General features: G+C 73.8%; 17 protein-coding genes and 1 tRNA gene. 9 read left to right on the forward strand and 9 right to left on the reverse strand.

Annotation, left to right across the window (positions count from 1 at the left end):
* Positions 1 to 169 precede the first annotated feature (169 nt).
* On the reverse strand, positions 170 to 838 hold the full coding sequence (locus ACWCWD_RS02745; protein WP_450769726.1) for a response regulator transcription factor: 669 nt from the start codon (positions 836 to 838) through the stop codon (positions 170 to 172).
* A gap of 227 nt (positions 839 to 1,065) precedes the next feature.
* On the opposite strand from ACWCWD_RS02745, the gene ACWCWD_RS02750 reads away from it, so the two are divergent.
* The gene (locus ACWCWD_RS02750) at positions 1,066 to 4,005 is read left to right on the forward strand and encodes a LuxR C-terminal-related transcriptional regulator (protein WP_450769728.1); all 2,940 of its coding nucleotides are present in this window, start codon (positions 1,066 to 1,068) and stop codon (positions 4,003 to 4,005) included.
* Between the two features lie 123 nt (positions 4,006 to 4,128).
* Here ACWCWD_RS02750 and ACWCWD_RS02755 read toward each other — a convergent pair whose 3' ends face one another.
* Together ACWCWD_RS02755 and ACWCWD_RS02760 are read right to left on the reverse strand one after the other, a co-directional pair.
* Complete coding sequence (locus tag ACWCWD_RS02755) at positions 4,129 to 9,477, reverse strand: hypothetical protein (RefSeq protein WP_450769730.1); 5,349 nt, start codon at positions 9,475 to 9,477, stop codon at positions 4,129 to 4,131.
* A 179-nt stretch (positions 9,478 to 9,656) separates the two neighbouring features.
* Entirely contained in the window at positions 9,657 to 11,354 is a 1,698-nt protein-coding gene (locus ACWCWD_RS02760; protein WP_450769731.1) for a protein kinase domain-containing protein, read from the reverse strand.
* A 171-nt stretch (positions 11,355 to 11,525) separates the two neighbouring features.
* Here ACWCWD_RS02760 and ACWCWD_RS02765 point away from each other — a divergent pair, with 171 nt between their 5' ends.
* Positions 11,526 to 12,320 (forward strand): FHA domain-containing protein, encoded by a 795-nt coding sequence (locus ACWCWD_RS02765; RefSeq protein WP_450769732.1) that lies wholly within the window; start codon positions 11,526 to 11,528, stop codon positions 12,318 to 12,320.
* A gap of 56 nt (positions 12,321 to 12,376) precedes the next feature.
* On the opposite strand, the gene ACWCWD_RS02770 is transcribed toward ACWCWD_RS02765, so the two are convergent.
* The 3 genes from ACWCWD_RS02770 to ACWCWD_RS02780 all read right to left on the reverse strand — a co-directional run bounded on the left by ACWCWD_RS02770 (position 12,377) and on the right by ACWCWD_RS02780 (position 16,046).
* Complete coding sequence (locus ACWCWD_RS02770) at positions 12,377 to 12,631, reverse strand: hypothetical protein (RefSeq protein WP_450769734.1); 255 nt, start codon at positions 12,629 to 12,631, stop codon at positions 12,377 to 12,379.
* A 102-nt stretch (positions 12,632 to 12,733) separates the two neighbouring features.
* On the reverse strand, positions 12,734 to 15,238 hold the full coding sequence (locus tag ACWCWD_RS02775) for a hypothetical protein (protein ID WP_450769735.1): 2,505 nt from the start codon (positions 15,236 to 15,238) through the stop codon (positions 12,734 to 12,736).
* Positions 15,239 to 15,281: 43 nt separating this feature from the next.
* Positions 15,282 to 16,046 carry a Crp/Fnr family transcriptional regulator gene (locus ACWCWD_RS02780; protein ID WP_450769737.1) on the reverse strand — a complete coding sequence of 255 codons (765 nt, stop codon included), beginning with the start codon at positions 16,044 to 16,046 and terminating at the stop codon, positions 15,282 to 15,284.
* A 173-nt stretch (positions 16,047 to 16,219) separates the two neighbouring features.
* Here ACWCWD_RS02780 and ACWCWD_RS02785 point away from each other — a divergent pair, with 173 nt between their 5' ends.
* The 7 genes from ACWCWD_RS02785 (at position 16,220) to ACWCWD_RS02815 (ending at position 21,185) form a co-directional block, all read left to right on the forward strand.
* On the forward strand, positions 16,220 to 16,963 hold the full coding sequence (locus ACWCWD_RS02785) for a hypothetical protein (protein ID WP_450769739.1): 744 nt from the start codon (positions 16,220 to 16,222) through the stop codon (positions 16,961 to 16,963).
* A 9-nt stretch (positions 16,964 to 16,972) separates the two neighbouring features.
* Positions 16,973 to 17,389 (forward strand): hypothetical protein, encoded by a 417-nt coding sequence (locus ACWCWD_RS02790; protein WP_450769740.1) that lies wholly within the window; start codon positions 16,973 to 16,975, stop codon positions 17,387 to 17,389.
* Positions 17,386 to 18,594 (forward strand): protein phosphatase 2C domain-containing protein, encoded by a 1,209-nt coding sequence (locus tag ACWCWD_RS02795; RefSeq protein WP_450769742.1) that lies wholly within the window; start codon positions 17,386 to 17,388, stop codon positions 18,592 to 18,594. Before ACWCWD_RS02790 ends, ACWCWD_RS02795 begins: the two co-directional genes overlap by 4 nt.
* Complete coding sequence (locus tag ACWCWD_RS02800; RefSeq protein WP_450769743.1) at positions 18,591 to 19,721, forward strand: hypothetical protein; 1,131 nt, start codon at positions 18,591 to 18,593, stop codon at positions 19,719 to 19,721. The genes ACWCWD_RS02795 and ACWCWD_RS02800 overlap by 4 nt, the downstream gene beginning before the upstream one ends.
* A gap of 14 nt (positions 19,722 to 19,735) precedes the next feature.
* Positions 19,736 to 20,386 carry a vWA domain-containing protein gene (locus tag ACWCWD_RS02805; protein ID WP_450769744.1) on the forward strand — a complete coding sequence of 217 codons (651 nt, stop codon included), beginning with the start codon at positions 19,736 to 19,738 and terminating at the stop codon, positions 20,384 to 20,386.
* On the forward strand, positions 20,386 to 20,844 hold the full coding sequence (locus ACWCWD_RS02810; RefSeq protein ID WP_450769745.1) for a hypothetical protein: 459 nt from the start codon (positions 20,386 to 20,388) through the stop codon (positions 20,842 to 20,844). The genes ACWCWD_RS02805 and ACWCWD_RS02810 overlap by 1 nt, the downstream gene beginning before the upstream one ends.
* Before the next feature lie 86 nt (positions 20,845 to 20,930).
* Positions 20,931 to 21,185: a hypothetical protein gene (locus ACWCWD_RS02815; protein WP_450769746.1), complete on the forward strand. Its 255-nt coding sequence runs from the start codon at positions 20,931 to 20,933 to the stop codon at positions 21,183 to 21,185.
* A gap of 61 nt (positions 21,186 to 21,246) precedes the next feature.
* Here the strand turns inward: ACWCWD_RS02815 and ACWCWD_RS02820 are convergent.
* From ACWCWD_RS02820 to ACWCWD_RS02830, 3 genes are all read right to left on the reverse strand, one after another.
* A tRNA-Thr gene (locus tag ACWCWD_RS02820) sits at positions 21,247 to 21,320 on the reverse strand.
* Between the two features lie 175 nt (positions 21,321 to 21,495).
* Entirely contained in the window at positions 21,496 to 23,034 is a 1,539-nt protein-coding gene (locus ACWCWD_RS02825) for an alpha/beta hydrolase (RefSeq protein ID WP_450769747.1), read from the reverse strand.
* A 241-nt stretch (positions 23,035 to 23,275) separates the two neighbouring features.
* The gene (locus ACWCWD_RS02830; RefSeq protein ID WP_450769749.1) at positions 23,276 to 24,481 is read right to left on the reverse strand and encodes a DNA polymerase III subunit delta'; all 1,206 of its coding nucleotides are present in this window, start codon (positions 24,479 to 24,481) and stop codon (positions 23,276 to 23,278) included.
* Positions 24,482 to 24,525 lie beyond the last annotated feature (44 nt).

Here is a 24,525-nt window from a genome sequence, read left to right on the forward strand (position 1 = left end):
CCTGCCGTTCCCGGCCCCGCTGTCGTCCATGCCGCCGCGCCCGCGGCCGTGATCACCCCGGCCGCCCCGGACGATCCTGCCTCCCGCGCCGCCCGTCCCCGCAGTCGCGCCGGGACGTCGGCCGGGCAGACCGTGCCGCCCCCAGGGGCGGCTCCGGTTGCCCTTCCGGTCAGATGTAGCCTTCCCTCAAAGCCTGAGCCACGGCGTGCGCCCGGTTGCGGAGGTGCAGTCGGGTGGTCATTCCGTGCATGACGTTCTTGACCGTGCGTTCGGAGTAGGACAGCTTCTTGGCGATCTCTCCGGTGTCGAACCCTTCGGCCACCAGCCGCAGTACGTCGACCTCACGCGGTGTCAGCCCCGACACGGGGGCGCCGGGCCGGCCTGCCACGCTGCGGTGCAGCGACCCCACCTGGGTGATCAGCCGGCCGAGCAGGTCGGACGGCAGGTCGCCCTCGCCGCGGGCGGCCGCGTGGACCGCCTGCAGGAGCCGGGTGGCGGTGGCCTCGTGGCGCCACACGATGGCGCCGACGCCGCACTCGATCACGTCGAGCAGTTCGGCCTCCCGCAGCGCACCCACCACGAGCGCGGCCCGCGCACCCTCACTGCGCACCAGTCGGCGCAGCCGGGTCAGCACCGCCTCGTCGAGCGAGTCCTCGACGAGCAACAGCACCATTCCGGGGCCGGATTCGCTCGTGTCCCGGAGGTCGATCTCCGGGTACCGGCGCAGCTGGCTGTGGACTCCTTCGCGCGAGATCGGGTCCCTGGTGTGCACCGCGACACGTATCCGCTCCACGGCGTCGGCCGGGCCGGGCTGTGTGCTGCGTGTGGCGCTGTGCAACCGAATTCCCCCATGTCCGCGTGCGTGGAACCCGGCTTCCGGTCGACGGCGGGTCCACGTCTTCCACCTTTGTGGAACGGCTGGGGCGCCCGCCATCGTGGAACACCACGAGAGGCACCACGAGATCGGCGGTGGCCGCGGATCACAGCACCACCCGCCGCGGGCACGGCGCCCGGGGCGGTACGCGGGGGACGCCCCGTTCTCGACCGTCGCGAGGAAGGGACAGAATGTCCGGACCCTACAGTGAGCAACCGCGCGAGCACAGGGGTGCGGCAGAACTGATCGCGACGAGTGCCGCCCGCGCCCGCGCAGGCCACGGTGGTGCGGTACTCCTCCGAGGGGCCACCGGCACCGGCCGGACCACCGTGCTGGAGGCCGCCGCCGAGGCCGCCGGCGGGCACGGTATGCGGGTGCTGCGGACCCGCTGCTCCCCCGACGACGCCACGGTTCCCTTTGCCACCGTCCGGCAGCTGCTGCGCTCCGGGACGGCGCCGGAACCCCCCTGCGGGAGCGGCACGAACGGCGCCGCCGAACAGCGGGGCCGGCACGAGCGGGCAGAGGGCGGCGACGGGGAACGGAACACCCGGGAACAGGACGAACGGGAACAGGGCGACCGGGGCCAGGACCCCCGGGGCCAGGACGACCGGGAACAGGGCGACCGGCTGCGGCAGTTGCTGTTCACCCGGGCCGAACAGGTCCCGCTCCTGGTGGCCGTGGACGACGTGCACCTCGCCGACGCGTCCTCGTACCGGTGGCTGGTGGAGACCGCCCGGCACGTGGACCGGCTCCGGCTGCCGGTGCTGCTGGTGGTCACCGAACGCAGCCAGTACGACGTGGGCGCGCCCGCACCGGGCTTCGCCCGCGGCCTCTCCCCCGCCCTCGTCCGTAGCCACACCCTCGCCCCGCTCACCGCGGACGCGACGGCCGGCCTGGTGCGCGCCAGGTTCCCCTCGGCCACCGGGGCGTGGGTCGAGGCGTGCACCCGGGCGGGCGCGGCGAGCCCGCTGCTGCTGCGCGCCCTCCTGGACGACCTCGGCGCCTCCGGCGCCCTCCCGGCCGTGCCCGAGAGCGCCGCCGCGCTGTACCCGGGGGCGTACGCGGCGGCGGTGTCCTGGTGGCTGGAGAGCGCCGGGGCGGAGACCACGGAGGTGGCGCGCGTCCTCGCGGCCCTCGACGAGGAGCCGGACCGCAGGAGCACGGAGCCGGACCTCAGGGTCCCGGAGCAGCCCCGCCCCGCCGGCACCGGCCCGGACCGGGCCGCCGAGGAGCTCGGCCGGCTGCTCGCCGAACTGTCCGGCGCCGATCCGGCCCGGGTGACGGGGTGGCTCACCGCGATGACCGGGCTGGGCCTGCTGCGCCCCGGCGGCGACGGCAGGCCCCGCTACGCCCATCCGTTGCTGCGGGACGCGGTCCTCACCTGCGTCCCCGCGACCCGGCGGTACGCCGTACGCGGGGCGGCGGCCGAGGTGACGCGGCGCTGGGGCGCCCCCGCCGAGACGGTCGCCGGGCATCTGCTGCTCGCCGGTCCGGTGGGTCAGCCCTGGGCGCCCACCGCGCTGCACGGCGCCGCCACGCTGGCCCTGCGCGCCGGACGGACCGGCGACGCCGTCGCGTATCTGCGCCGCGCCCTGGACGAACCGCTCCCCGCCGGGCAGCGGCAGCGGCTGCTGACCGACCTGGGCTCCCTGGAGTACGCGGGCGCCCAGTCGTCCGCCGCCATCCCCCGGTTCACCGAGGCCCTCGCGCTGGCGGGCACCCCGCGTGAACGGGTCCGCGCGGCCGTCGCCCTGGGCACCGCGCTCGCCGGGCGCGGCAGGACGCGCGCGGCCCTGGAGGTGCTGCGCAGGGCCGACGGCCAGCTCGCCGGCCACCCCGGCCTGGCGGACACCCTGCAGAGCGCGACGGTGCTCCTCTCCGACCAGGACAAGACGGTCCGCCGGGAGGTCTACCGGTGGCTCCGCGCCACCGCGGAACGCACCCCGGAGCTGGTCAGCCCGGCAGCTCAGGCGCTGCTCGTCCGGTACGCGGCCACCGCCGGGCTGACCTCGGCCGACGAGGCGATGCGGAAGGTGCGGGTCCTGCTCGCCGAGCCCTCCGACCCGCTGGCCGAACCGTTCCTGCTGGGCGCGGCGGCCGCGGTCGCGCAGTGGGCCGACGAACTCGACGAGGCCGAGGAGCTGGTCGACCGCGGCCTGGCCGGCCGGCTCCCCCACCTGCCCCACCCCATGCACATGGCGCTGGTCAACGTACGCATCGACATCGCGGCCGCCCGGGGCGAGTACACCCGCCTGCCGGCCGGGCCCCCCGCCCCCGGGTCCACCGGGCTCGCCCCCGCCCACGCCCATGTGCTGGCCGGGCTCGTGGAGGCCGGCCGCACGGCCGAGGCCCGGCGGCTCGCGAACGCCTTCGACCTGCGGGAGGCACCCGATTCCTGGGGCCGCAACCGGTTCCTCTACGCGCGAGGCCTCCAGCGCGCCTCGGCGGGAGATCCGGCGGGGGCGCTGCACGACTTCCTGGAGTGCGGGCGCCGCCAGACCGAACGCCAGGTGATCAGCCCGGTCGTCACCCCGTGGCGCACGGCGGCCGCCCTCTGCTGCCTGGTCCTGGGCAGTCCCGGGCAGGCGCTCGCACTGGCCGAGGAGGAGCTCCGCCTGGCCCGCGTCTGGGGCACCGCGCGCCCGGTGGGCCGCGCGCTGCGGGTGCTCGGGACGGTCACCGGCGGGCGCCGCGGTCTGCGGATGGCCGAGGAGGCCGTACGGCTGCTGCGGGACTCACCGACGGAGGTCGGCACGGAACTGGCCGGCGCGCTGCTCGCGCAGGGCCGGGCGCTGACCGCCGCCGGGGAGCACGCCCACGCCCGCAGATGCCTGCGTGAGGCGGTCGAACGCGCCGAACGGCTCGGCGCGGTACGGCTGCGCACCCTCGCGGAGCAGGCCCTGCGGGAGAGCGGCGCCCGCCGCCCCACCCGCGCCGTCACCGGCGCGCACTCCCTCACCGCCAGCGAACGCCGCATCGCCCGGCTGGCCGCCGACGGCCACACCAACACCGAGATCGCCGACCTGCTGCACCTGGCCCGGCGCACCGTGGAGACCCATCTGACCAACACCTACCGGAAGCTGGGGATACGACGACGGGTCGAGCTCGTCACCTCGCTGGGCTCGGAGTGAGCCGGGGCCGCCCCGCACCCCCGCACCCCCGGAGCCCGGAGGTGCGGGGGTCGGGGGCCGGGGGCCGCGGGGAGCGAGGCTGCCGGGGCGCCACGGGACGACCGGGGCTCGGAGGCGGCCGGGCTACGAGGCGGCAGGCGGAGTCGGGGCCGCCGCCGGGGCCAGTCCCAAGCAGTTCTCCGGGTCGCGGAGTTCGGAGCCGGCCGCCTGCACCATGCGCTTGGCCATCGGCTCCGGCACCCGGATCACCACCGGCTGCGGCAGCGTCAGCTCCCGCACGGTGGGACCTCCGGTGCCGTCCAGGCCCACGGCGGACCGGGCCCGGTTGCTCACCTCGGCCACCACCCTGACGTCCAGGGTGAACTGGACGAGCGCCGACTTCATCTTCGGCTTGACCAGCGGCCAGGACCCGGCCGAGTTGCCCGCCGCGGCGGCGGCGCCGCCCGACCCGCCTACCGTGCCCATCAGCTGGTTGAGCCGGAGCTCGTCCGGATTGAGCAGGGCCGCGCCCCCCATCCCCCGTCCCGACCTGCTGTGCTCGGCGGAGCCGGACCCGTCGCCCTGGGTCGGGCGGGCCGCTCCGAGGTGGCTCTGGCCCACCGTCTCGAACGTCATCGTGTCGCCGACGCCCAGAACCCGCCCCTGCCGCAACCGGGCATGGACGGAGGCCCGCAGATCCTGGCCTTCGACGCCACTGGCGTGCACCGGCGGCAGGTCCGCCCCGGCGGAGACCAGCAGGGGCAGCGCCGCGATCATCCACTCGGTGGAGATCGCCTCGTTCAGCGCGTACGCCGCCGCCTGCCCCTTGCCCCGGAAGCGCTCGCCGCCCCCTGCCGCCTTGACGGCGGTCTCCATCAACTGCCGTACGCGTCCGGCTCCCTGGAACCCGTTGACCTGCGCCTCCATGGGCAGCCGCACCCCCCGGGCCCGCCAGGCCCCGTGGTCGGGCCGGGCCGCACCGGACCGGCCGGCGGGGGTCGAGCCGCCCACCGCCGGGACGGCGGTACCGGCGGCGGGCGCGGTCGTGGGCGCGGCGGTCCGGGCGGGCGCGGGGGCCGGGGCGGCCGGGCGCACCCGGGCGAGGGCCTCCAGGTCCTTCACCGGCACCCGGTGGGTCAGCTCCAGTCCGCTCATCCTGGCCAGCGTCACCCGCGTCCCCGAGGCGCCGAACAGCTCCAGGTTCGCCGTGACCGGCACCCGCATCTTCGCCGAAGGCGCGGACTTGGCCTCGGCGACCATCTTCATGCCCACCTGGCCCCGGCTCGCGGAGCCATGGCGCCGGGACGAACCGGTGGCGAACCCCGCGCCGCCCCCGCCGCCCACGCCCTTCAGGCCGCCCAGCCCCTCCTCGGGCCGGGCCGAACCGGCGAAGACGCCCTCCACCCCATGCGTCACCCCCTGGTCACGGGCGCCGGCCTGCTGGCCGACGGCCGCGGTGATGTACTCCATGTCCCGCCCGTCGTCCGCGTCCTCCAGGAACGTGCCGTGGTCCGACCGGTCGATCCTGAACACGGCCCAGTAGGGCGTGTTGCGGCCGTCGAACAGCTCGACGGTGACGCCGCCGTCCATCGCACTGGACAACATCCCGGTGGAACCGCTCCGGTCCAGCACCCGGAGCAGCCGCTGCACGTTGTCGTGGCGGTCGTTGAGCTGCTGCCTCGGCAGGAGATCCTCCGCGAGCCTCTTCCGCGGGCCCCCCGCGAGGCTGTCACGCAACATCCCGAGCAGCGGCACGAAGTTCGGCAGGTTCTCGATCATGCCGAAACCGAGCGGCAGCGCACGGTCGAGGGTGCGCCCGGCTCCCGAAGGGCGCGCGGTGGGCTTGACGGGAGCGGTGGTCCCCGCCCCGGGCGTGGCGGGGGTGGCTGCCGTGGCCCGGTCGCCGCCCGCACCCTCGCGGGCGGCCCGTTCGGCGCCCGTACGCGAGCTCTCCCCGGTCTCCGGACCCCGCTGCCGGGCCGCCTGCGCCTCGGCGGCGGCCTTCGCCTCGGCCTCCTGCTTCTCCCTCCGCTCCACCTGCTTGCGCACGGACGCCGGGAGCTGTGCCTCCGTCAGCCACACCGCGGCCTCGGCCGGCAGGGTCAGGGCGCGGCTCTCGACGTACGGTCCGCCGGTGGTGACCTCGACTTCGGCCACCATGTGGACCAGCAGGTCGCACTGGACCAGGTAGAGCGGGGCCTTCTTCGGCGTGTGGGCGTTCCGTTCGACGGTGCCGGAGACGGCGGAGGTGTCCGCCCCGCCCTCCGACGAGGTGCGGTAGTACGCCAGCCCCTGGCTCGTCCGGCCGCCCGCGACGACCTCCGAGCCCGTGGCCCCGAACTGCCACGTGCCGCTGGTGCTCCGCCCCTCCTGCCCGGCGCTCTGGTGGCCGCCCAGGACCAGGGTCTCCGTACCGGGACCCGCCCCCCTGTGCAGGAACTTCGGGTTGGCCAGGGTCATCCGGCTGCCGACCGCCCCGTTCAGCGCGGCGAGGCGGCGCGCGTGGCGCAGGTCCTTCACCACCCAGCCCGAGGACGTCGCCTGCCGCAGTGCGGCGTGCAGCGCCTGCGGGCTCAGCCGCTCCTCGATCGCCAGCCGCGGCGCGAGGCCCTCCGTCGCCAGCGCGTCGTCCCCCTGCGCGCTCGTGCCCCGGGCGGCGGCCTTCGACAGCAGCGCGAAGGCGAGATCCCGGACGGCCCCGCCGTCGCCGACGGTCTCCAGCAGCTGCCAGTCCCGCACCACCGACCCGGCGGCGGGCTTCTGGACGAGCCCGGCCAGGTCGCCGATGCCCGAGAGGGTGAAGGGGCGCTCCAGCCTGGCCGGCCGCGCCTTGCGCCGCTCGGCGTCCGCGTCCTGCTCGGACTTCTCCGAACCGTCCAGCGTGAACTCCTGCGGCGTGCTCAGCCTGACGTCCTGCCCGCCCAGGTGCAGCGTGCTGACCGGTTCCGCCGTCGGCGCCTGGCGGCCGGGGCTGCCCGGGGTGACGGTCCGGGCGAGCTTGCGCGGCCGGGAGGTCATGGAGACGTCCACGTCGAGCAGGAGCGACGCGCCGAAGACGGAGGCGGTCTCGGAGCCGTTGGTCAGGGTGTCGGTACGGGTGCTGGGGCCGCCCTGGTTGCGGCGCTTGCCCGACCACTGCTTCTCGTAGCGCGCCGAGGCGGTCAGGATGCCGGGGATCAACCGGACCTGCCCCAGACCCTGGACGCCGACCGAGCGCGAACTGCTCCGCCCCGTCTGGGCGTTGCTGGTGATGCCGGAGTGGCCGCGCACCATCCAGTCCTTGGTGTCGCCGAGGTAGTGGGTGCCGTCGAGCCGCCCCTTGACCCGGACCAGCACGTCATGGCTGTGCATCTTCGACTTGCGGCGCAGCCGCACCGGTATACCGGTGGAGAGCAGCTGGGCCTTGTTCGCCTTGAGGTTGGCCTCCGACAGGGCGAGCGCGAGGCTGCGGTAGTTGCCCCGCTGGGCCTCGGCCTCCTCCCGGGTGGAAATCTTCACCGCCGGGGTCCCCCCGAAGAGGGGAAGGTATCCGGCCAACCGGGCGTCGTTCCCGAACAGTTCCGTCACGGCGTCCATCATCGGACGGCTGTCGACATGGCTGAGGGTGACGCTGGAGCCGTTCTCGTACGCGAGATGCCGCTCGACCTCGTGTTCCTGGCCGTCCTCGCCGGTCTTCTTCGGCTTCTTCACGAACTCCGCGGCCTCCGCGCCCGGCGGCAGCGGCAGCCCGAGCTCCCGCGCCTCGTCGGAGCGCAGGCTCATCCACACCTTCATCGAGTGCGTGGCCGTGCCGAGCCGCGGGTTCAGGACCACCGCGCCCGACTTGGGGCCCGTACCTTCGGCGGTGAGCCGTACGGTCGCCAGATAGAGCGCCTTCTCGCCACGCACCTCGGCACCCTGACGGTTCGTCACCGTCTGCTCGTTCACGGAGAACCGGGCCTTGCGGATGCCCCCCACGGGCATGACCGTGCCCCGTGCGACAGCCACACCGGCGGGAGCCCCGAAGCCGACCGCCGGCCCCACGCCGAGCCGGGCGGCGCGCCCGTCGCTCGCGGTCGCGGTCGCGGTGTGCTGGGACTGCTGATGGGTCCGCAACTGGGTCTTGCCGGTCGGCCAGGCGGGCGCCAGGCCCGCGATGTCGGCCCGCAGGCGGTAACTGCTCGCCGTTTTACCGTCCTTGGCCCACAGGTCTTCACCGACGACCCCGTCTCCGAGCAGCCGGGGCAGGTCCTCCAGGACGCTCGCCGTCGAGGTCGCCTCGTACAGCCGGGCGCGACCGGGCGCGCCCGGGGCCGTGACCGACTGGTGCAGGACGGAGGCGACCGTGTCGAACAGCCCGCCGCCGCCCTTGTGGGGGGCCGCCTCCTCCGACACGCCGACCGGGGCCAGGGAGTCGGCGAGCCGGACCCGCCGGGCGAACCCGCGGCTCAGGATCTCCGGTTCGGCCGGCGCCTGCGGTGCCACGGTGCCGTCCGGGACCAGATGCTCGGTGGGCACCCGCTGCTTGAGCGTCCCGGTCCGCAGGAAGGGCTGGACCTCCCGCGTACCGCTCTTCTGCACCCGTACGTCGAACCGCACCCTGCGGTCCACCTCGACGGTGCCCTTGTCGCTGCGCAGGACGCGCGGTTCCGCGGCGGTCCGCTGGGTCCGGGACTCCTCGCTGCTCTCCCAGGGCCGCACCCCGCCGGTGACGGCGACGCCGCCCCACGTTCCCGGCAGACCGGGCCAGAGCAGGAAGGCCGTGCCGCCCACGCCCATGCTGGACGAGTCGCCCGAGGTCACGCTCGCGGTGGCGACCGAGTTGTGCTGGACGTCGACCTTGGTCTCCTTGCCCTCCGGATGGTCCAGCACGGCCCCCTCGGGGCCCTGCCGCTCGGCCGGAAGCGCGTCCCGCTCCTTCTTCGTGTGGAAGACGGGCGGTGTCTCGTCGTCGGCCGGGGTGATCCTGACCGTGACGTCGAACCAGTCCTTGCCCTTGGGGCCCTGCACCGCGAAGGCGCGCCCCTGCCCGAAGAACGACTCCGGCCGCCCGGCCAGTTCGTCGGAGATCTCGTCGGGGGTGGTGCCTCCGACAGCTCTCCCGCCGGAGGTGGCGGCCCCGAACCCGACGGCCCTCCTCACCGCGCCCTCGACGAACTCGTGCCCGGTCAGCCCGTACACCGCCGACAGGCCTGCCGTCTCCAGCGATGCCAGATACGGCGGCAGGACCATCCCCGCCCCGGCCTGCCCGGAGGCCACCGACGCCGGTGCGCGGGCGGGGGCAGGTGCGCCGGCGGGTGCTGGTGCGGGTACGGGGGCCGGTGCGGCCGGCGCCCGCCCCCGCTGGGCGTTCTCCACCACCGCCGAGGCCGCCGCGTTTCCCGCGGCCCGCTGGATGCCGAGCAGCACGCCCGGGGCGTAACCGGGCCCGGAACGCCCGGCCGCCGGGCGCGCCCGGGTCGTCCGCTGGGAAGCCTCGGTCCTGCCGTCACCTGACTGCTGCCGTGTCCGCACGGGATCACCGTAGGGTCGCCCGTACCCGTGCGGGCGGCGAAGATCGGCTTCGGCCCGAGTCGCCGCGCACGCCACACCCGCAGGTCATCTCCCGTACATCCGCCGGTCGTCCGGCACGCGGGCGCCGCGCTCCCCGCTCCGCACCGGCCGTGCGGGAGGGGATGCGCGGGGGGCGTGTCTCACCCCTCGACCGGAGTCCGGCCGTTCATGGCGAAGCGGGCGGAGCACCTCTCGCCGGACCGGTCGTTCGCGTTCCAGACGCAGATCCACATCGTGCGCCCGACGTCCGAGAGGTAACTCGTCTTCGCCGCGCCCAGGTTGGCGTAGAACGCGTGCGCGATGCCGTCGCTGCGGTGGAGTTCGGCGCCGCAGCTCTGGCCCAGCGAGGTGTTGAGCACCCCGGCGAGCTCGCCGCCGCCGTTGTCGTCCAGCCAGGCGGAGCAGCCGGCGGTGGGGCCGACCCAGGAGACGTCCACCTCGGAACCCTCCACCTGGGCCGGGTCGTCGCCGCCGTTGATCCCCCCGATCGCCGCCGAGTCGACGGAGGTGGCTGCCGCCGGGGACGTGGCGGGCAGGACGGACGCGGCGGGCCCGGTGGGACGGGCGGACGAACCCGCCCTGCCGCCGGACGCGTTCGGCACGGCGGTCGCACCCGCGCCGGCCGGGCCGGCCGGGCCGGCCGGGCCGGCCGGGCCGGCCGGGGTCCGGCCCGCGGACTCGCCGGGCTTGCCGGACTCGCCGACGGGTGAGGCCGGACGGCTCGGGATCCCGGAGGCGGTCGGTGTCACCTCCGCCACGGGCTCGGCACCGACCGACGCACGGCCGGACGGATCCGCGGCGTCCCGGTGCCGGAACACCGACGGGTCGAGCAGGAACCCCGCCGCGGCGCCCAGGGCGATCACCGCGGCGGCCGGGAGCAGGAAGAGGCGTGCGCGTCGGCGGCGGGGCGGCGCGTCGGGCGGCTCCGGGGTGCCGGGCGTCCGATCCGCGTCCAGGTCCGGTGGCGGGACGGTCTCCAGCTTGCTCACCGGCGTCGTGGCGAAGGCCCGTCGGGAGGCGATGCGCGCCATGACCTCAGAAGGCCAGGAGGGAGCGGGAACCGGCAGCCGCGCACAGGCCTTCTCCGCCAGCTCGGCGGCGGTGGGGCGGGCTCCGGGGGCGTCCGCGAAACAGGACCCGACGACGGCGGCGAGGCCGGCGTCCACGGCACGCAGCGGCTCGGCGTCCGGGACGACACCGGGCGTGCGGCCCGAGGCCGCGTACAGCACCAGCGCCCCCAGCGCGTAGACGTCCGCAGGGGCGCCCACGTGCTCGTCCCCGGCCTGCTGCTCCGGTGCCGAGAACCCCTGCGTTCCGTAGCTGCCACCACTCCTGGTGAGCCTCGCCTGGTCCGCCGCGCGCGCGATCCCGAAGTCGATCAGCTTCACCCCGTCCCGCACCAGCATGACGTTGCCGGGCTTGACGTCGCGGTGCACGATCTCCGACGCGTGCACGGCGGCCAGGTGGGCGGCCGTCTCGGCCAGCAGCAGCCACAGCGCCTCGGCGGGCAGCGGGCCACGCATCCGGACCGCCTCGTCCACGGTGAGTCCGGGCACGTACTCGGCGGCGAACCAGGGGCGTTCCGCGGTGCCGTCGCTCGCCAGCACCCGCGGCGCGACACCGGCCGGCACCCGGTAGAGGATGCCGACCTCGCGCTCGAAACGCTCGCTGGAGACCAACCGCGGCCGGACCCGCTTCACGGCGGCGTACCCCTTGTCGGAAGCCCCGAGGTAGACCTCGCCCATGCCGCCGACTCCGAGCACCCCGATGAGGTGGAAACTGCCGATCTCCTGCGGATCGTCCGCGCCCAGAGGTTCGGCGACCGTGCCATCCATCATCAGCAGTCCTCCGACCGCTCGTGCTCAGGGCGGGCAGGCTATCGAGCGACTCCGGCCCAGGCAAAACCAGTTGGCGTCGGCGAAGGAATCAAGCCGGGTGCACATCCGGCGGAGGAACGGTCCCCACGGGGCGCTCCTACACTGACGCGACCCCGAGCCGGAGGTAGGCGCATGGCGTACGGAAACTTCCCACCCCAGATGCTGCCGCCGGGCAGCCCCTCCGACCGGGTGCCCTCGGCACCCCCGGGCACGATCTTCGTACTGGGTCCGGAGGGCGGGTACGCCGTACCGCCGCGCCGGTACACGCTGCTGTTCGGGCGCGACCGCGAGGACGTCCACGTGCCGGTCGGTGTCGACGACCCGACCGTCAGCCGTCGGCACGGTGTGTTCACCTGCACGGCCGCGGACGGCGACTGGTGGCTGGTCAACACCGGCAACCTGCCGATCGAGTTGCCCGACGGGGTGCTGATGCTCACCGGCCACAAGCGGCTCATCGAGTCCGGGTACACCCCACTGGTGATCAACTCCTCCAAGCGGCGTTCCCACCTGGTGGAGGTCCGCGTCGTGGACGAGGACGACCGCAACCCCCGTACCACCGGCGGCGCGGAGACCGTGGACCCCGAGACGGTCTACGAACTCGCCCCACAGGAAAGGCTGGTACTCACCGCTCTCGCCCGACGCTACCTGGAGGGCCACGACGCCTTCCCGCTCCCGCTCCCCTGGGAGGACACCGCGCGCCTGGTCAACGCCTCCCCGTACGCGACCAAGTCCTGGACCCACAAGTCGGCCGCGAACACGGTCGAGGACGTGCGCGAACGGCTGAACCGCCGGGGCGTGCGCGGGCTGCTGCGCGACGAGGTCGGCGAACCGGTCGGCTCGACCCTCAGCGTCAACCTGATCCGGGAGCTGCTGAAGACGGCGACGCTCAGCGCCCAGGACCTCGAGCTGCTCACCGACAGGGACTGAACGCCCCGCACGCGGAAGTGCCCCGGCCGGACCCCGGCCGGGGCACTCCCTCGTTCTCAGTCTTCCCCGGCGCGCTCGGCTCCGGCGTAGTAGGTGACGTACTGGGGGCCGTTCTCGACCGCGAAGACGGCCGCCCGGTCCGTCGCCGAGTTCCGCTGCTGCACCTGCGCCTGCGCTTCCTGCTGGGACTGCTGGGACTGCTGCTGCTCGGGTTCGTGGGTCGTGCTCGTCACGTGGTTGTTGTCCCCCACGATGAAGGTGCCGGAGACGTCCCCGGCGTGGATGTCCCCATGTGCGGATTCCGCCGGCATGGCCTGCCTTTCTGTCGGTCGGGCTGAGAGGTCGGGCTGGGAAGTCGGCCGCGGACGGCGGGCCGGGAAGGCGGGCCGCGGGAGCCGGGTCGGGAGGAGGGGTCAGCCACCGCAGTCGGTCTGCATGCTGTCCAGGGCCGAGCTCATCGCCGCGTTCTGGCTCGACGGGTCGACCTCGGAGTGCTCCGGATCGGCCGCGTACGCCTCGTACTGGTCCTTCGCCTCCTGGACGGCGGTCAGCATGACCTCCAGATCGCCCTCGACGGCGCTGTCCTCGGCTTCCGAAGAGGCGTCCTGCAACGTGGACTCGATCGCTTCCAGGTCGCTGATGACGGCGGCGATACCGGACTCCGACTCACCCGGGTCGGGCGCGACCGATGTGGCGCCCGAGTTGTAGGAGGCCATGGCGCTGTTGTACGAGTCGATCGCGGCGGACGCGGTATCGGCATCGGCGCCGGACTGCTCCATTTCCGGGCCCAGTTCCAGCATCAGCGTCGAGCACACCGGATCGAAGGTCTCGGAGGTGTTCTCGTCCGTGCTCGCACCACTGTCGGAGCCGACCGCGAGACCCGAGGACGAGTCCGACAGGGAGGAGTCCGACACCGACGAGTCCGATACGGACGAGGGCGGCCGGTCCTGCGCGTTGACCGCGAATCCCACGCCCACCACGGCCGCGAAGCCGAGCGCGCAGGCGAGCACCAGGCCCGACACCTTGGCGCCCCCCGCCCCGACGGCGACGACGGCCGAGTGGCCCGCGCCCGTCGTGGTCGTGGTGGTGATCCCGGCGTGGGACATGTGCCCGGCGGAAGCGTCGAACACCGGCCTCACGGCGTGCACGTGCGCCTGCGCGGCCCCGGGCGCGTGCGCGGTGACGGGCGCGTGGGCGACCCCGGGCGCGTGGGCGACCCCGGGCGCGTGGGCGACCCCGGGCGCGTGCGTGGCCACAGGCGCGTGCGGGACCACGGGCGCGTGGGCGGTGACGGGCGTGTGCGCCGTCACGGGTGCGGCCGTGTGCCCCGGAGCCGCAGCGACGACGTTCGGGTGCGCGATGGTCGGCGCGTGGGCCGCGCCGGGCACCGAAGGCAACGAGTGGACCGGCGCCGTGCCGCCCATCGCCGCCGGGACCGAACCCGCATGGACCGTCGCGGCGTGCGCCAACGCCTCGTGGACCGCCTGCTGGGTCACGGAGTGCGCGTGCAGGGAGGCGAGTTCCTGCACCAGCACCGCCGCTTCGGCCCCCAGGGCCGTCGTCAGCGCGACCCGCCCGATCGCCCTCCGGCGGTTGCGGGCCTCACCCAGGAAGAACTCCTCGCCCCGCGCGTCTCCCGCGCTCCTCGCCGCCGCCCAGCCGGCTCCGAGCAGGCTGCCCCACGCGTCGAACTGCCGGGACAGCGCCAGCTTCGGCGAGGCGGCACGGGCCAGCGCGACGCCGAGCTGCGGGTGTCCGCCGCTCTGAGCCCGCAGTACCGCGGCGTCCAGGGCCTGGAAGTGCGCCGCGACGTCGTCCGGAGTGGTGTCCCGCGCCTCGACCCACGCGGTGAACGCCCGGCAGAGCTGGTCGGCGGGGAACACCGTCTGCCGCCGGCCCAGCGCGCAGGCGGCGACGTCCGGAGGACAGCTGTAGCCGGTCTCCGAGGCGAGCAGCAGGCCGTGCCGGGTCAGCCCCTCGGCGAGCGCCTCGGTACCCGGACGGCCGAGCAGGCCGTCGAGGTGCCGGGGGTCGAGCTCGGCGCCGGACAGCGAGCCGAGCAGGTACAGCAGATCGCTCTCCAGCGGGTCGAGCCTGTCCAGCAGTGCGGGGAGCAGCCCGGGAAGGTCGCCGATGCCCGGCAGGCCGTGGCCGGTGGCGGCAGCCAGGGCGATGCGCCGCAGCCGGAGCGGGTTGCCCTCCACCGCGTCGCACAGCGCGGGGACGATCCGCGCCTCCTCCCGCAGGAGTTCGCGGGAGACCAGCGACCCCACCAGTTCCACCGCCGCCGGCGCCTCCAGCCCGTCGAGCCTGATCGCGTGCACACTGTCGACCGCGGAGCGCTGGTGCGCGGTGAAGACGAACGTGGACTGCCCGGCCATGTCGAAGAGCCGCCGCAGGTCGTTCTCGTCGAGTCCCGCGTCGTCCAGGTAGATCCGCAGCCGCAGGGTTTTCAGGTGCTCCTTCAGCACCTCCGTCGACGGCTTGTAGTGGGGCGCGTCGAAGCTGATGTCGAAGAGCGCCTGCGCGATGTCGTCGGCCGTACGTCCGCCGGCCTCGACGTAGGCCACGCCCTCGGGTCCGGGCGGCACGGTGCGCGCGAGGTGACGCAGCAACGCGCTTTTGCCGATCCCGGACTCGCCCCAGATCTGCACCAGTTGACGGGTCTCGATCGCACCGCGCAGCACGTCCGCGTCCCGCGCCCGCCCGAAAAGCGGCTCGGTGGCGGACCGCGGCAGCTGCGCGATCGGCCGGCGCCTGACCGGGACCGGCAGCGGGCCTCCGTGCACGGTGACGCTCGAACCCGACTCGGCGGTGATGTTGGTCAGGACGTTGCCGTTGCCCACGATCACCGTTCCGGCTACGTCACCCACCTGAACGCGCCGGAGATGCTCCGGAACACCGTTGTTCTCAGCCATCTGTTTCCCCGTCTTCTCCCGGATTCGGGTTTCCCTCAGCCGGTCACACTGGCGCCGAAGCGCCAGGCGGACCCGGCGTTTTTACGTGTTCGGCGAGATCGCCGTCGGGCCCGGCCGCGGCGGCGATCCGGGCGAGGTGGTCCAGGTCGAGGATCGTGATGCTGCGGTAGCCGGTCACGACCGCGCCGGACTCCCGCAGCGACCTCAGGGCCTTGTGGATCGAGGACTCCGCCGCGCCGACCAGGGTGGCCATCTCCGGCTGTGAGAGCGGGAGCCGGGCCTCGTGCTGACCGGGCCGCCCGTAGGTGACGGCCAGGTGGTGCAGGATTCTGGCCAGTCGTCCGAGCACGTCGCAGCCGGTGAAGTCGACGATCCGACCGGTCGCCGTACGCAACTTGGCCACCACGCTCGCGTTGAGCGCGAGTCCGATGGCGGGGTGCTGTCGCGTGCACGCCACCAGTTCGGTACGGAGGATGTAGCGGGCCAGCACCCTTCCGCAGGCGGTCACGGTGCCGACCCTCGGCTGGCTGTCGATCCCCGCGAGCTCTCCGACCAGGTCTCCTGCCATCCGTACGGCCAGCAGCGCTTCGCGGCCGTCCTGCGCGTGCGCGGTGACCTTCACCATGCCGCCGAGCAGGAGCAGCGCGAAGTCCGAGCGGTCGGCTTCGCGGATGGTGATCTGGCCGGCCGGGTAGGCCACTTCGTGGCCGAGTCCCATGAGGACGCGGCGGTCGTCTTCGTCGAGCCGGCCGAGCAGCCCGGCCGACGGCCAGTAGGCCGCAGCGCCGCGCAGACGTGTGTTGCTCATGGGCCACACCTCTCCATTTCGTGCGGCCGAAGCCGCACAAGCCGTATTAGTAGCCGTTCTCTTCGGGGACCCCTCCTCTACGGTCTCACCCAGCATCTTGGTGACAACGGATAACCGGACGCAGGCAATTGATCTTCGAATTGCCTGCGCCCGTCGCGATCACGGAGGAATGGGTGAATCCGAGGTACGAATACCGCGCCCTGCTGGCGTGCGACATCACGGGCTCGGGGGGCCGCGGCGAGCGGCGTCTGCAGGAGATCCGCGGCGTCCTGCGTTCCGCTCTGTCCCACGCTCTCGGTACGGCGGATCTGGACGCGCGGGAGTTCGCGTCCGCCGACACCGGCGACGGCTGCCGGCTGATCGCCCCGGCCGGACTGCCCAAGGCCGGGCTGCTGTTCCCGCTGCTCCCGGAGTTGTGCTCACGCATCCGCGAGCACAACCGGCACGCCGGCACGGACACCCGGCTGCGGGTGCGGGCCGCGGTGCACGCGGGGGAGATCCGGCTGGATCCGGACGGCACCGCCTCCGGCGCCCCCTTCGAGGTGCTGGCCCGGCTGCTCGACTCGGCCCCGCTGCGGCACGCGGCCCTGACCGGCACCACCGGCACGCCGCTGGCCGCGATCCTTTCGCGCCACGTCCACGAGGAGACGGTCGGGCACGGCTACGAGGGACTCGAAGCCGACGCCTTCACCCCGGTCGACGTCCAGGTCAAGGAGTACGCCGCACGGGCCTGGCTCTGGTACCCGGGCAGCCCCGTCGGGCCGCAGGCCGTCACCGACCGGGAGCCCGGCTCCGTCGAGGGGCCCGCGCGGCCCGGACCGCAGACCGCGGAGCAGCTCGTCCACGCCTCGGAGAACGGCACCGTCTTCGCCGTGCACCGGGGCAACCAGTACGTCCGCCGCGACGAGCGGAGTTGAGCCGCACCGATGAACGAGGAACTCGCGGTACTGGCCACGAGCGGTGCCACCGCTCTGGTCTCCGCCATGGGCACCGAACTCTGGCAGGAGGCGCGGAGGCTGATGGGCCGGGTCCTCGCCCAGTCGCGCGACCGCCGCCGCGACGAGCTGTCCGTCGAGCTGGACCGGCAGTCGACCGCCACGAGGGGAGCGGTCGAAGCCGGTGCCGTCGACCACTGGACCGAGGTTCTGGCCCAGTTGCTCGAACAGAACCCGGAACTCGCCCGGGACGTAACGGCGCTGGCGTCGCTGCGTATCCCGGAAAGGCCGGACATCGTCATCCAGATCAATTCCGCGTCCCGTTCGGGTGAGGTGTTCGCGGTGCAGCACGGCTCTCAGCATTTCGCTTCCGGACCGCATGACCGGAATTCAGGAGAACCGCGGTGATCCGGGACGGAAGCCGGGACGAGAGCCGTGAGGACGGGCTCATGGACGGACGGTTGCGGGTGGTGCTGTTGACGGCCGTCGTCGTCGGCGCCTTCATCGAGGTCGGCACGGCGCACCAGCGGTACGGCCCGCTGGTGAACGTGTTCGCCCTCGCGGCGGTGGGTGTCGTCGGCGCGGCGGCCGTGCTGGGATCCGGGTCCGCCACGACGCCGTACCGGCGGCAGGACGGGCCCGCTCCGGAACCCGGGCCCGGCGCACCGGTTCCGGTCTGCCGCTACGCCGGCGGACCGGCCGCCCCCCAGCCCCCGAGGCCCCGGCCGTTCCTGCGCGAGCGGCCGACCGACCTCAGCGTCCCCCGCTTCGGCGACGGCGCCCGCGCCCAGGGCTACCCCTGGCTGCTGCCGGAGCGCACGGCGCAGAACGGGATCGCCGCCGACGAGGCCGTGGTCGGCGCCTTCACCGTCTGCGGGGCCTCGGTCATCGGGCCCGGCCACCGTTGCGGCCACCCCGCCGGGCCACGCCAGGACTCCTATCGGATCGGGCGCACCCGGGACAGCCGGTACGCGATCGTGGCCGTGGCCGACGGCCTGTCCAGCGCGGCCTGGTCCGACACCGGCGCCACCACTGCCTCCAGCCAGGCCGTCACCCTGCTCCGCGAGCAGATCGAGACGGTGGGCTTCGACAGGCTCGACGCGCAGGAGCTGTACGGGCGGATCGCGGCCTCGATCGCCGCCCAGGCGGCCGGCCGGGGCGTCACCACCTCGCACATGGCCACCGTGCTGATCACCGCGGTGCTCGCCGAGCCGGACGCGAACGGCGTCGCGAAGGTCTGGGTCTCCTGGCTCGGCGACAGTTCGGCGTGGACGCTCGACCCGCGGGTCCCGCTGTGGCGGTTCACCTCCGGCGAGGCCAAGGACCGGGCGGCGGCGGTCGTCTCGAACGAGGTCGCCGGCCGGTTGCCGGACACCCCCCACCTGGCCCGGGACCACTACCTCACGCTGCCGCCCGGCGCCGCCCTCGCCCTGGTCACGGACGGCATCGGCGACGCGTGGGCGGACCCTTCGGGCCACGTCAACGAGTACTTCGCGAACGCCTGGCGCTCGCCGGTCCCGGCCACCCGGTTCACCGCCGACGTCGGCTTCGACGCACCGCAGTGCCTCGACGACCGCACCGCGGTCGTGCTGTGGAACGGTGGCCGCCCATGACCGGGCCCCGTTCCACGTACGGCGCCACGGGCGGCACCACGGACGGCCCGGCGGCCGATCCCCGGGGCTGGAAGCTGCCGCGGACGGTAGGCCTCGGCGATCTCGGACCGCTGGCCGACCCGATCTCGGAACACGACGGCCAGGCCATCGCCGTACGGCCGTTGGCGGACCATCCGGGCTGGCTGGCCAAGCTGTACCGGCCGGGCCGGCACCTGGAGGACACCCACCGCCTCGACCTGCTGATCTCGGCGCCGGGCACGCTGCCGGAGGCGGACCGCGCGCTCCTGTACGCCGGAACGTGCTGGCCCGCGGCCCGGATCCAGGAGCCCGGCAACCCGGTCGTCGGCTGTGTGATCCCGATGGCACCCGAGCACTACCGCTCCGAGCTGCGGCGCGGCGGGGTCGGCGAGCGGCGCTTCGTCGAGATCGACTGGCTGGCGAAGTCCGACGAGTCCATCGAGCGCATCGGACTGACACCCCCCGGCTCCGCGGGCCGGCTGGCCGCCTGCCTCCGGCTGACGGAACTCGCCGCGGTCCTGGAGAAGCTGGGCCTGGTCTACTCGGACTGGTCGTTCTCCAACGCCTTCTGGAGCCCGGACCGGCGCTCCGTCTACCTCATCGACGTCGACGGCTGCCGGCCGGAGAAGATGCCCGACATCCACCAGCCGAACTGGGCCGACCCGCTCACACCGGCGGGCACCGAAGCGGACGAGTACACCGACCGCTACCGGATCGGCCTGCTCGTCGCCAAGTGCATGACGGGCCAACGGGACGCCCACGCCTTCCACACCGTCGCGGCGTCCCCGTGGCAGAACCAGCCCGCCGTCTCCGAAGTCCTGCTGGACATGCTGCTCGCGACCGACCGCGAGCGGCGGCCCTCGGCCGCTCAGCTGAACCAGGCGCTGAACAGCGGCCCCTATCTCCGGGCCGCACCACGCCCCGCCCGCGCCGCGCTGCCCCCGCTGCCCCCGCGACCGTCCCCACGGCCCCCCGACCCCACCCCCGAGCCCGAAAAGAAACCGGTGAGCACGCCCCCGTGTCCGCCCTCGTCCGACGCGTGGGCCGGCTGGGTTCTCGTAGCCGTCATCGCCGTGATCCTCCTGTTCGTCATCGCCGCCAACCACTAGCCCAGAGGTGCACCATGTCGCTCTGCCTGCCCACCTACGTGGTGATCGACGCGTCCTCGTCGATGAAGCCGCACGAGGCCGTACTCAACGCAACCCTGGCCCGGCTGCACCGCAGCCTGGCGATGAACCCCCGCGTCTCGGAGTTCGCCCGGGTCAGCGTGGTCGCCTTCTCCACCGACGTGCACGTGGTGATCCCGATGTCGGACATGGAGCAGGTGGCGGCCATGCCCGAGGTGATCTGCGGCGGGCGCACGGAGTACGGCAAGACCTTCGACCGGGTGCGGGAGTGCATCGACCGGGATGTCAGCGACCTGCGGGCGCAGCACCTGGACGTCCTGCGGCCGACGGTCTTCTTCCTGACCGACGGCAGCCCGACCGACTCGCACTGGCAGGAGGCCTTCCGCAAGCTCGCGGACAGGCACTGGCCGCGCCACCCCCACGTGATCGCCTACGGCTTCGGCAAGGCGCAGCGCGCCGTGCTGGAGAAGGTGGCGACCAAGGCGTTGTTCATCGCCGACGGCTCGGACACCGAGTCGGCGCTGAGCGAGGCGATCACCGGTCTGCTCAACACCCTGATCGCCTCGTCGGCGACCGGCGTGACGACGATCGACCCCGACGTCAGGGGCTTCACCTACATCGAGGTCGCTCAGGAGTACGTGGACTGATGAGGGACCTCGACCCGCGCTCCCCGGCGCCCCGGCCGCTGCGCGCCTCCGCCGGGCTGACCACGCTGGCCGTGGTGCTGCTCCTCTGCGGCGCCTCGGTCGAGCTGACGGGCAACCTCCTCGGCTCCCCCGCGAGCGGCACCGCCCCGCACCCGCCGACGACCGTGCAACCGGCCCCCACCCGCTCCCACGCCCCCCGGCCCCCGTCCCCGTCCCTGTCCCCGGACCGCCCCCTTCCGCCCACGCCCACCCCTCCGCCCTCACCTACACCCCCGTCCCCGTCCCCGTTCCAGACCATGCCCACCGCCACCGCCACCGCCGTACCCACGGCCCTTCCCCCGCCGGAACCCACCGCCACCGGCGGTCCGCCCACCTGCCCCGGACTCGAACCCGAATCCGGAACCGGCCCACGGCCTTGCGGGACGACGGCCCACCAAGCCCACGACACGAAAGGCTGACCAGGAAACCCGTCATCGATCACCCGGGCCCACACGGCGGCTGGAGAGCCGAACAGGCCCTCGACAGCCCGGAGCGGGAGACGCACATGGGACTACTGCACGCGATCCGGATACAGAAACTCGTCGCGGACGCCAGACGCGCACACGCACAGGGGGCCGACGTCTTCGAAGCCTCCATCGACATCGACCCCAGGGCCATGGCCCGGGTCCGGAACCCCATGAAGAAGATCCGCAAGGAGATCGACCTGGTCGTGCACTCCGTCGGAGCCGTCGGTTGGGAGTGCGTGGACGTCGGCCAGTTCATGTACTCGGTCACCATGAGGTTCGTCCGAGCAGGCTGAAGGGCGTACGTCGGCATGAAAAAGCCCCAGGTCACGGCGAGTGAGTCCTGGGGCGATTCCGAGCCGCCTTCGGGATTCGAACCCGAGACCTACGCATTACGAGTGCGTTGCTCTGGCCAACTGAGCTAAGGCGGCACGCTCTGCCGCACCATGGTGCGATCAGCAGCGGGGCCAAGTCTACACAGTTTCCGGGAGTGCTCCGTACCACCCGCCCCGGCTGCCCTCCCCGCAGGTCAGGGCGGCCCTGCGGGAGGTCCGGGGCAGGTCGGGGCGGTCCCACGGGGAATGCGGGTACGGGCCCGGAGCCCGCTCAGGAACACGTCGTCCCCTTCTTCGGGACGGTGCCCTCCAGCAGGTACCGGTTGATCGCGGTGTCGATGCAGTCGCTGCCCCGGCCGTACGCGGTGTGCCCGTCGCCGTCGTAGGTGAGCAGGGTGCCGGAGGTGAGCTGGTCGGCGAGGGAGACGGCCCACTTGTACGGGGTCGCCGGGTCGCGGGTGGTGCCGACGACGAGGATCGGGTCGGCGCCCTTCGCGTGGGTCGCGTGCGGGGTGCCGGTGGGGTCGACCGGCCAGTACGCGCAGTTCAGGGCCGCCCACGCGAAGTTCTTCCCGAAGACCGGGGAGGCCTTCTCGAAGCTCGGGACGGCCTTCTCCACGGCGGAGGTGTCGGAGAAGGCGGCGGGCAGGTCGAGGCAGTTCACCGCGTAGTTGGCGTACATGAGGTTGGCGTACGAACCGTCGGGCGAGCGCTCGTAGTAGCTGTCGGAGAGGGCGAGCAGCCCGGAGCCGTCGCCGTGCTGGGCACCCGCGATGGCCTCGCGGAGCTGGGGCCAGGCGGACTCGTCGTACATGGCGGCGATCACGCCCGTGGTCGCGAGGGACTCACCCAGCTTCCGGTCCTCGCCGGTCGGGACCGGCTCGGCGTCCAGGTCCTGGAAGAGCCGCTTCAGCTCCGCCGCCGCGTCCTCCGTGCTCGTGGTGCCGAGCGGGCAGTCCTTCTGCTTCACGCAGTCCGCCGCGAAGGACTTGAAGGCGCCCTCGAAGCCGGCCGTCTGGTCGCGGTTGACGTCGACGGCGGGCAGCGACGGGTCCAGCGCCCCGTCCAGGACCAGGCGCCCCACCCGGTCCGGGAACAGGTCGGCGTAGGTCGCGCCCAGGTACGTACCGTACGAGGCGCCCACGTAGTGCAGCTTCTCGTCGCCGAGGATCTCGCGCAGGATGTCCATGTCGCGGGCCGAGTCGACAGTGGAGACGTACGGGAGGATCTTGCCGGAGCGCTTCTCGCAGCCGTCGGCGAACTTCTTGAAGGCCGCGCTCAGCTTGTCGATCTCCGCCTCGTCGTCCGGCGTCAGGTCGACCTGGGTGAACGCGTCCATCTCCTTGCCGGTCAGGCATTCGACGGGCTCGCTGCGGGCCACTCCGCGCGGGTCGACGGCCACCATGTCGTACCGGGCGCGGACCTGCGCGGGGTAGCCGAGGGCCGCGTACCCCTGGAGGTACTCGATGGCCGAGCCGCCGGGGCCGCCCGGGTTCACCAGGAGGGAGCCGATCCGCTCGCCCGGCCCGGTCGCCTTCTTCCGGGAGACGGCCAGATCGATGTCGCCGTCACCCGGCTTCCCGTAGTTCTTCGGCGCCTTCATCGTCGCGCACTGGAAGCCTTCGACGCCGCACTCCCCCCACTTCAGCTTCTGCGCGTAGTACGGGGCGAGGTCCTCGGCCGAGACGGTCGCCGAGGAGCCGACGGCGGACGCGCTGGGCGTCGAACCGCCGCTCGTGCAACCGGAGACGAGCAGGCCGGCAGTGCCGAGCGCGGTGGCGAGGGTCTGGAGCAGGCGCCTGGAGTCCATGCCCGGAGCGTAGTCGCCCGGTGACGAGTCGTCCGATTTCCTCCTCATTCGGGTGAAGGGGAGGTGGGGCAGCCAGCCGGGCGCGGGGGGAGCGCGCGAAGTACGAGGAACGCTCCCGCCGACCCGCGCCCTCAGCCCGCGCGCAGAGCCGGCGTCAGCCGCACAGCACCGTCGCCAGCCCGCGGCGCAGGGCCGACGTCACCAGCGCAGGGCCAATGTCAGCCCGCGCGCAGGGCCAACGTCAGCCAGCGCGCAGGGCCATCGTCATCGCCTCCACCGCCAGCAGCGGCGCCACGTTCCGGTCGAGCGCGCGGCGGCAGGCGATCACCGCCTCGATACGGCGAAGGGTCTGCGCGGGCGCCGAGGACTCGGCGATCCGGTCGAGCGCGTCCTGCGCGTCGGTGTTGGCGAGGGCGATCCGCGAGCCCATCTGGAGGGCCAGCACATCGCGGTAGAAGCCGGTGAGGTCGGAGAGGGCGAGGTCGAGGCTGTCGCGCTGGGTACGCGTCTTGCGTCGCTTCTGCTTGTCCTCCAGCTCCTTCATCACGCCCGCCGTGCCGCGCGGCATCCGGCCGCCCGCGGCCGCGCCGAGAGCCGCCTTCATCTCCTCGGTCTCCTTGACGTCGACCTCCTCGGCCACCTGCTTGGCGTCCTCGGCGGCCGTGTCGATCAGCTCCTGCGCCGCCTTGAGGCAGCCGCCCACGTCCGCGACGCGCAGCGGGACCTTGAGCACGGCGGCCCGGCGGGCCCTCGCCCGCTCGTCCGTCGCGAGCCTGCGGGCGCGGCCGATGTGGCCCTGGGTGGCGCGGGCCGCGGAGTGCGCGCGCTCCGGGTCGATGCCGTCGCGGCGGATGAGGACGTCCGCCACCGCCTCCACCGGGGGCGTGCCCAGCGTGAGGTGACGGCAGCGGGAACGGATCGTGGGCAGCACGTCCTCCAGCGACGGCGCGCAGAGCAGCCACACCGTGCGCGGGGCGGGCTCCTCCACGGCCTTCAGCAGGACGTTCCCGGCGCCCTCGGTCAGCCGGTCGGCGTCCTCCAGGACGATGACCTGCCACCGGCCCACGGCCGGCGAGAGCTGGGCGCGGCGCACCAGCTCACGGGTCTCCTTCACACCGATGGAGAGCAGGTCCGTGCGGATCACCTCGACGTCGGCGTGCGTACCGATGAGGCTGGTGTGGCAGCCGTCGCAGAACCCGCAGCCGGGGGCCCCGCCCATGGCCCGGTCGGGGCTGGTGCACTGGAGGGCGGCGGCGAAGGCCCGGGCGGCGGTGGACCGGCCGGAACCGGGCGGTCCGGTGAACAGCCAGGCGTGCGTCATCTTCGAGCCCGGGGGCACGGGCTCGCCCTGGGCCGTCGCGGTGACCAGGACGTCGGCGTCACGGGCGGCAGCCGAGAGCTGCTCCTGCACCCGGTCCTGACCGACCAGGTCGTCCCATACGGACATGGTCACCGCCCTTCCGGTGGTGTCGTGCGGTCCTGCGGTGATTG

The sequence above is a fragment of the Streptomyces sp. NPDC001493 genome, from assembly GCF_053597235.1.

What these genes read in the sequence shown, in the direction of transcription:
- ACWCWD_RS02790 (WP_450769740.1), top strand. Translation starts at nt 16,973, where the DNA reads ATGAACGAGGAACTCGCGGTACTGGCCACGAGCGGTGCCACCGCTCTG.
- ACWCWD_RS02815 (WP_450769746.1), top strand. Translation starts at nt 20,931, where the DNA reads ATGGGACTACTGCACGCGATCCGGATACAGAAACTCGTCGCGGACGCC.
- ACWCWD_RS02780 (WP_450769737.1), bottom strand. Translation starts at nt 16,046, where the DNA reads ATGAGCAACACACGTCTGCGCGGCGCTGCGGCCTACTGGCCGTCGGCC.
- ACWCWD_RS02810 (WP_450769745.1), top strand. Translation starts at nt 20,386, where the DNA reads ATGAGGGACCTCGACCCGCGCTCCCCGGCGCCCCGGCCGCTGCGCGCC.
- ACWCWD_RS02765 (WP_450769732.1), top strand. Translation starts at nt 11,526, where the DNA reads ATGGCGTACGGAAACTTCCCACCCCAGATGCTGCCGCCGGGCAGCCCC.
- ACWCWD_RS02805 (WP_450769744.1), top strand. Translation starts at nt 19,736, where the DNA reads ATGTCGCTCTGCCTGCCCACCTACGTGGTGATCGACGCGTCCTCGTCG.
- ACWCWD_RS02750 (WP_450769728.1), top strand. Translation starts at nt 1,066, where the DNA reads ATGTCCGGACCCTACAGTGAGCAACCGCGCGAGCACAGGGGTGCGGCA.
- ACWCWD_RS02775 (WP_450769735.1), bottom strand. Translation starts at nt 15,238, where the DNA reads ATGGCTGAGAACAACGGTGTTCCGGAGCATCTCCGGCGCGTTCAGGTG.
- ACWCWD_RS02760 (WP_450769731.1), bottom strand. Translation starts at nt 11,354, where the DNA reads ATGATGGATGGCACGGTCGCCGAACCTCTGGGCGCGGACGATCCGCAG.
- ACWCWD_RS02770 (WP_450769734.1), bottom strand. Translation starts at nt 12,631, where the DNA reads ATGCCGGCGGAATCCGCACATGGGGACATCCACGCCGGGGACGTCTCC.
- ACWCWD_RS02800 (WP_450769743.1), top strand. Translation starts at nt 18,591, where the DNA reads ATGACCGGGCCCCGTTCCACGTACGGCGCCACGGGCGGCACCACGGAC.
- ACWCWD_RS02825 (WP_450769747.1), bottom strand. Translation starts at nt 23,034, where the DNA reads ATGGACTCCAGGCGCCTGCTCCAGACCCTCGCCACCGCGCTCGGCACT.
- ACWCWD_RS02830 (WP_450769749.1), bottom strand. Translation starts at nt 24,481, where the DNA reads ATGTCCGTATGGGACGACCTGGTCGGTCAGGACCGGGTGCAGGAGCAG.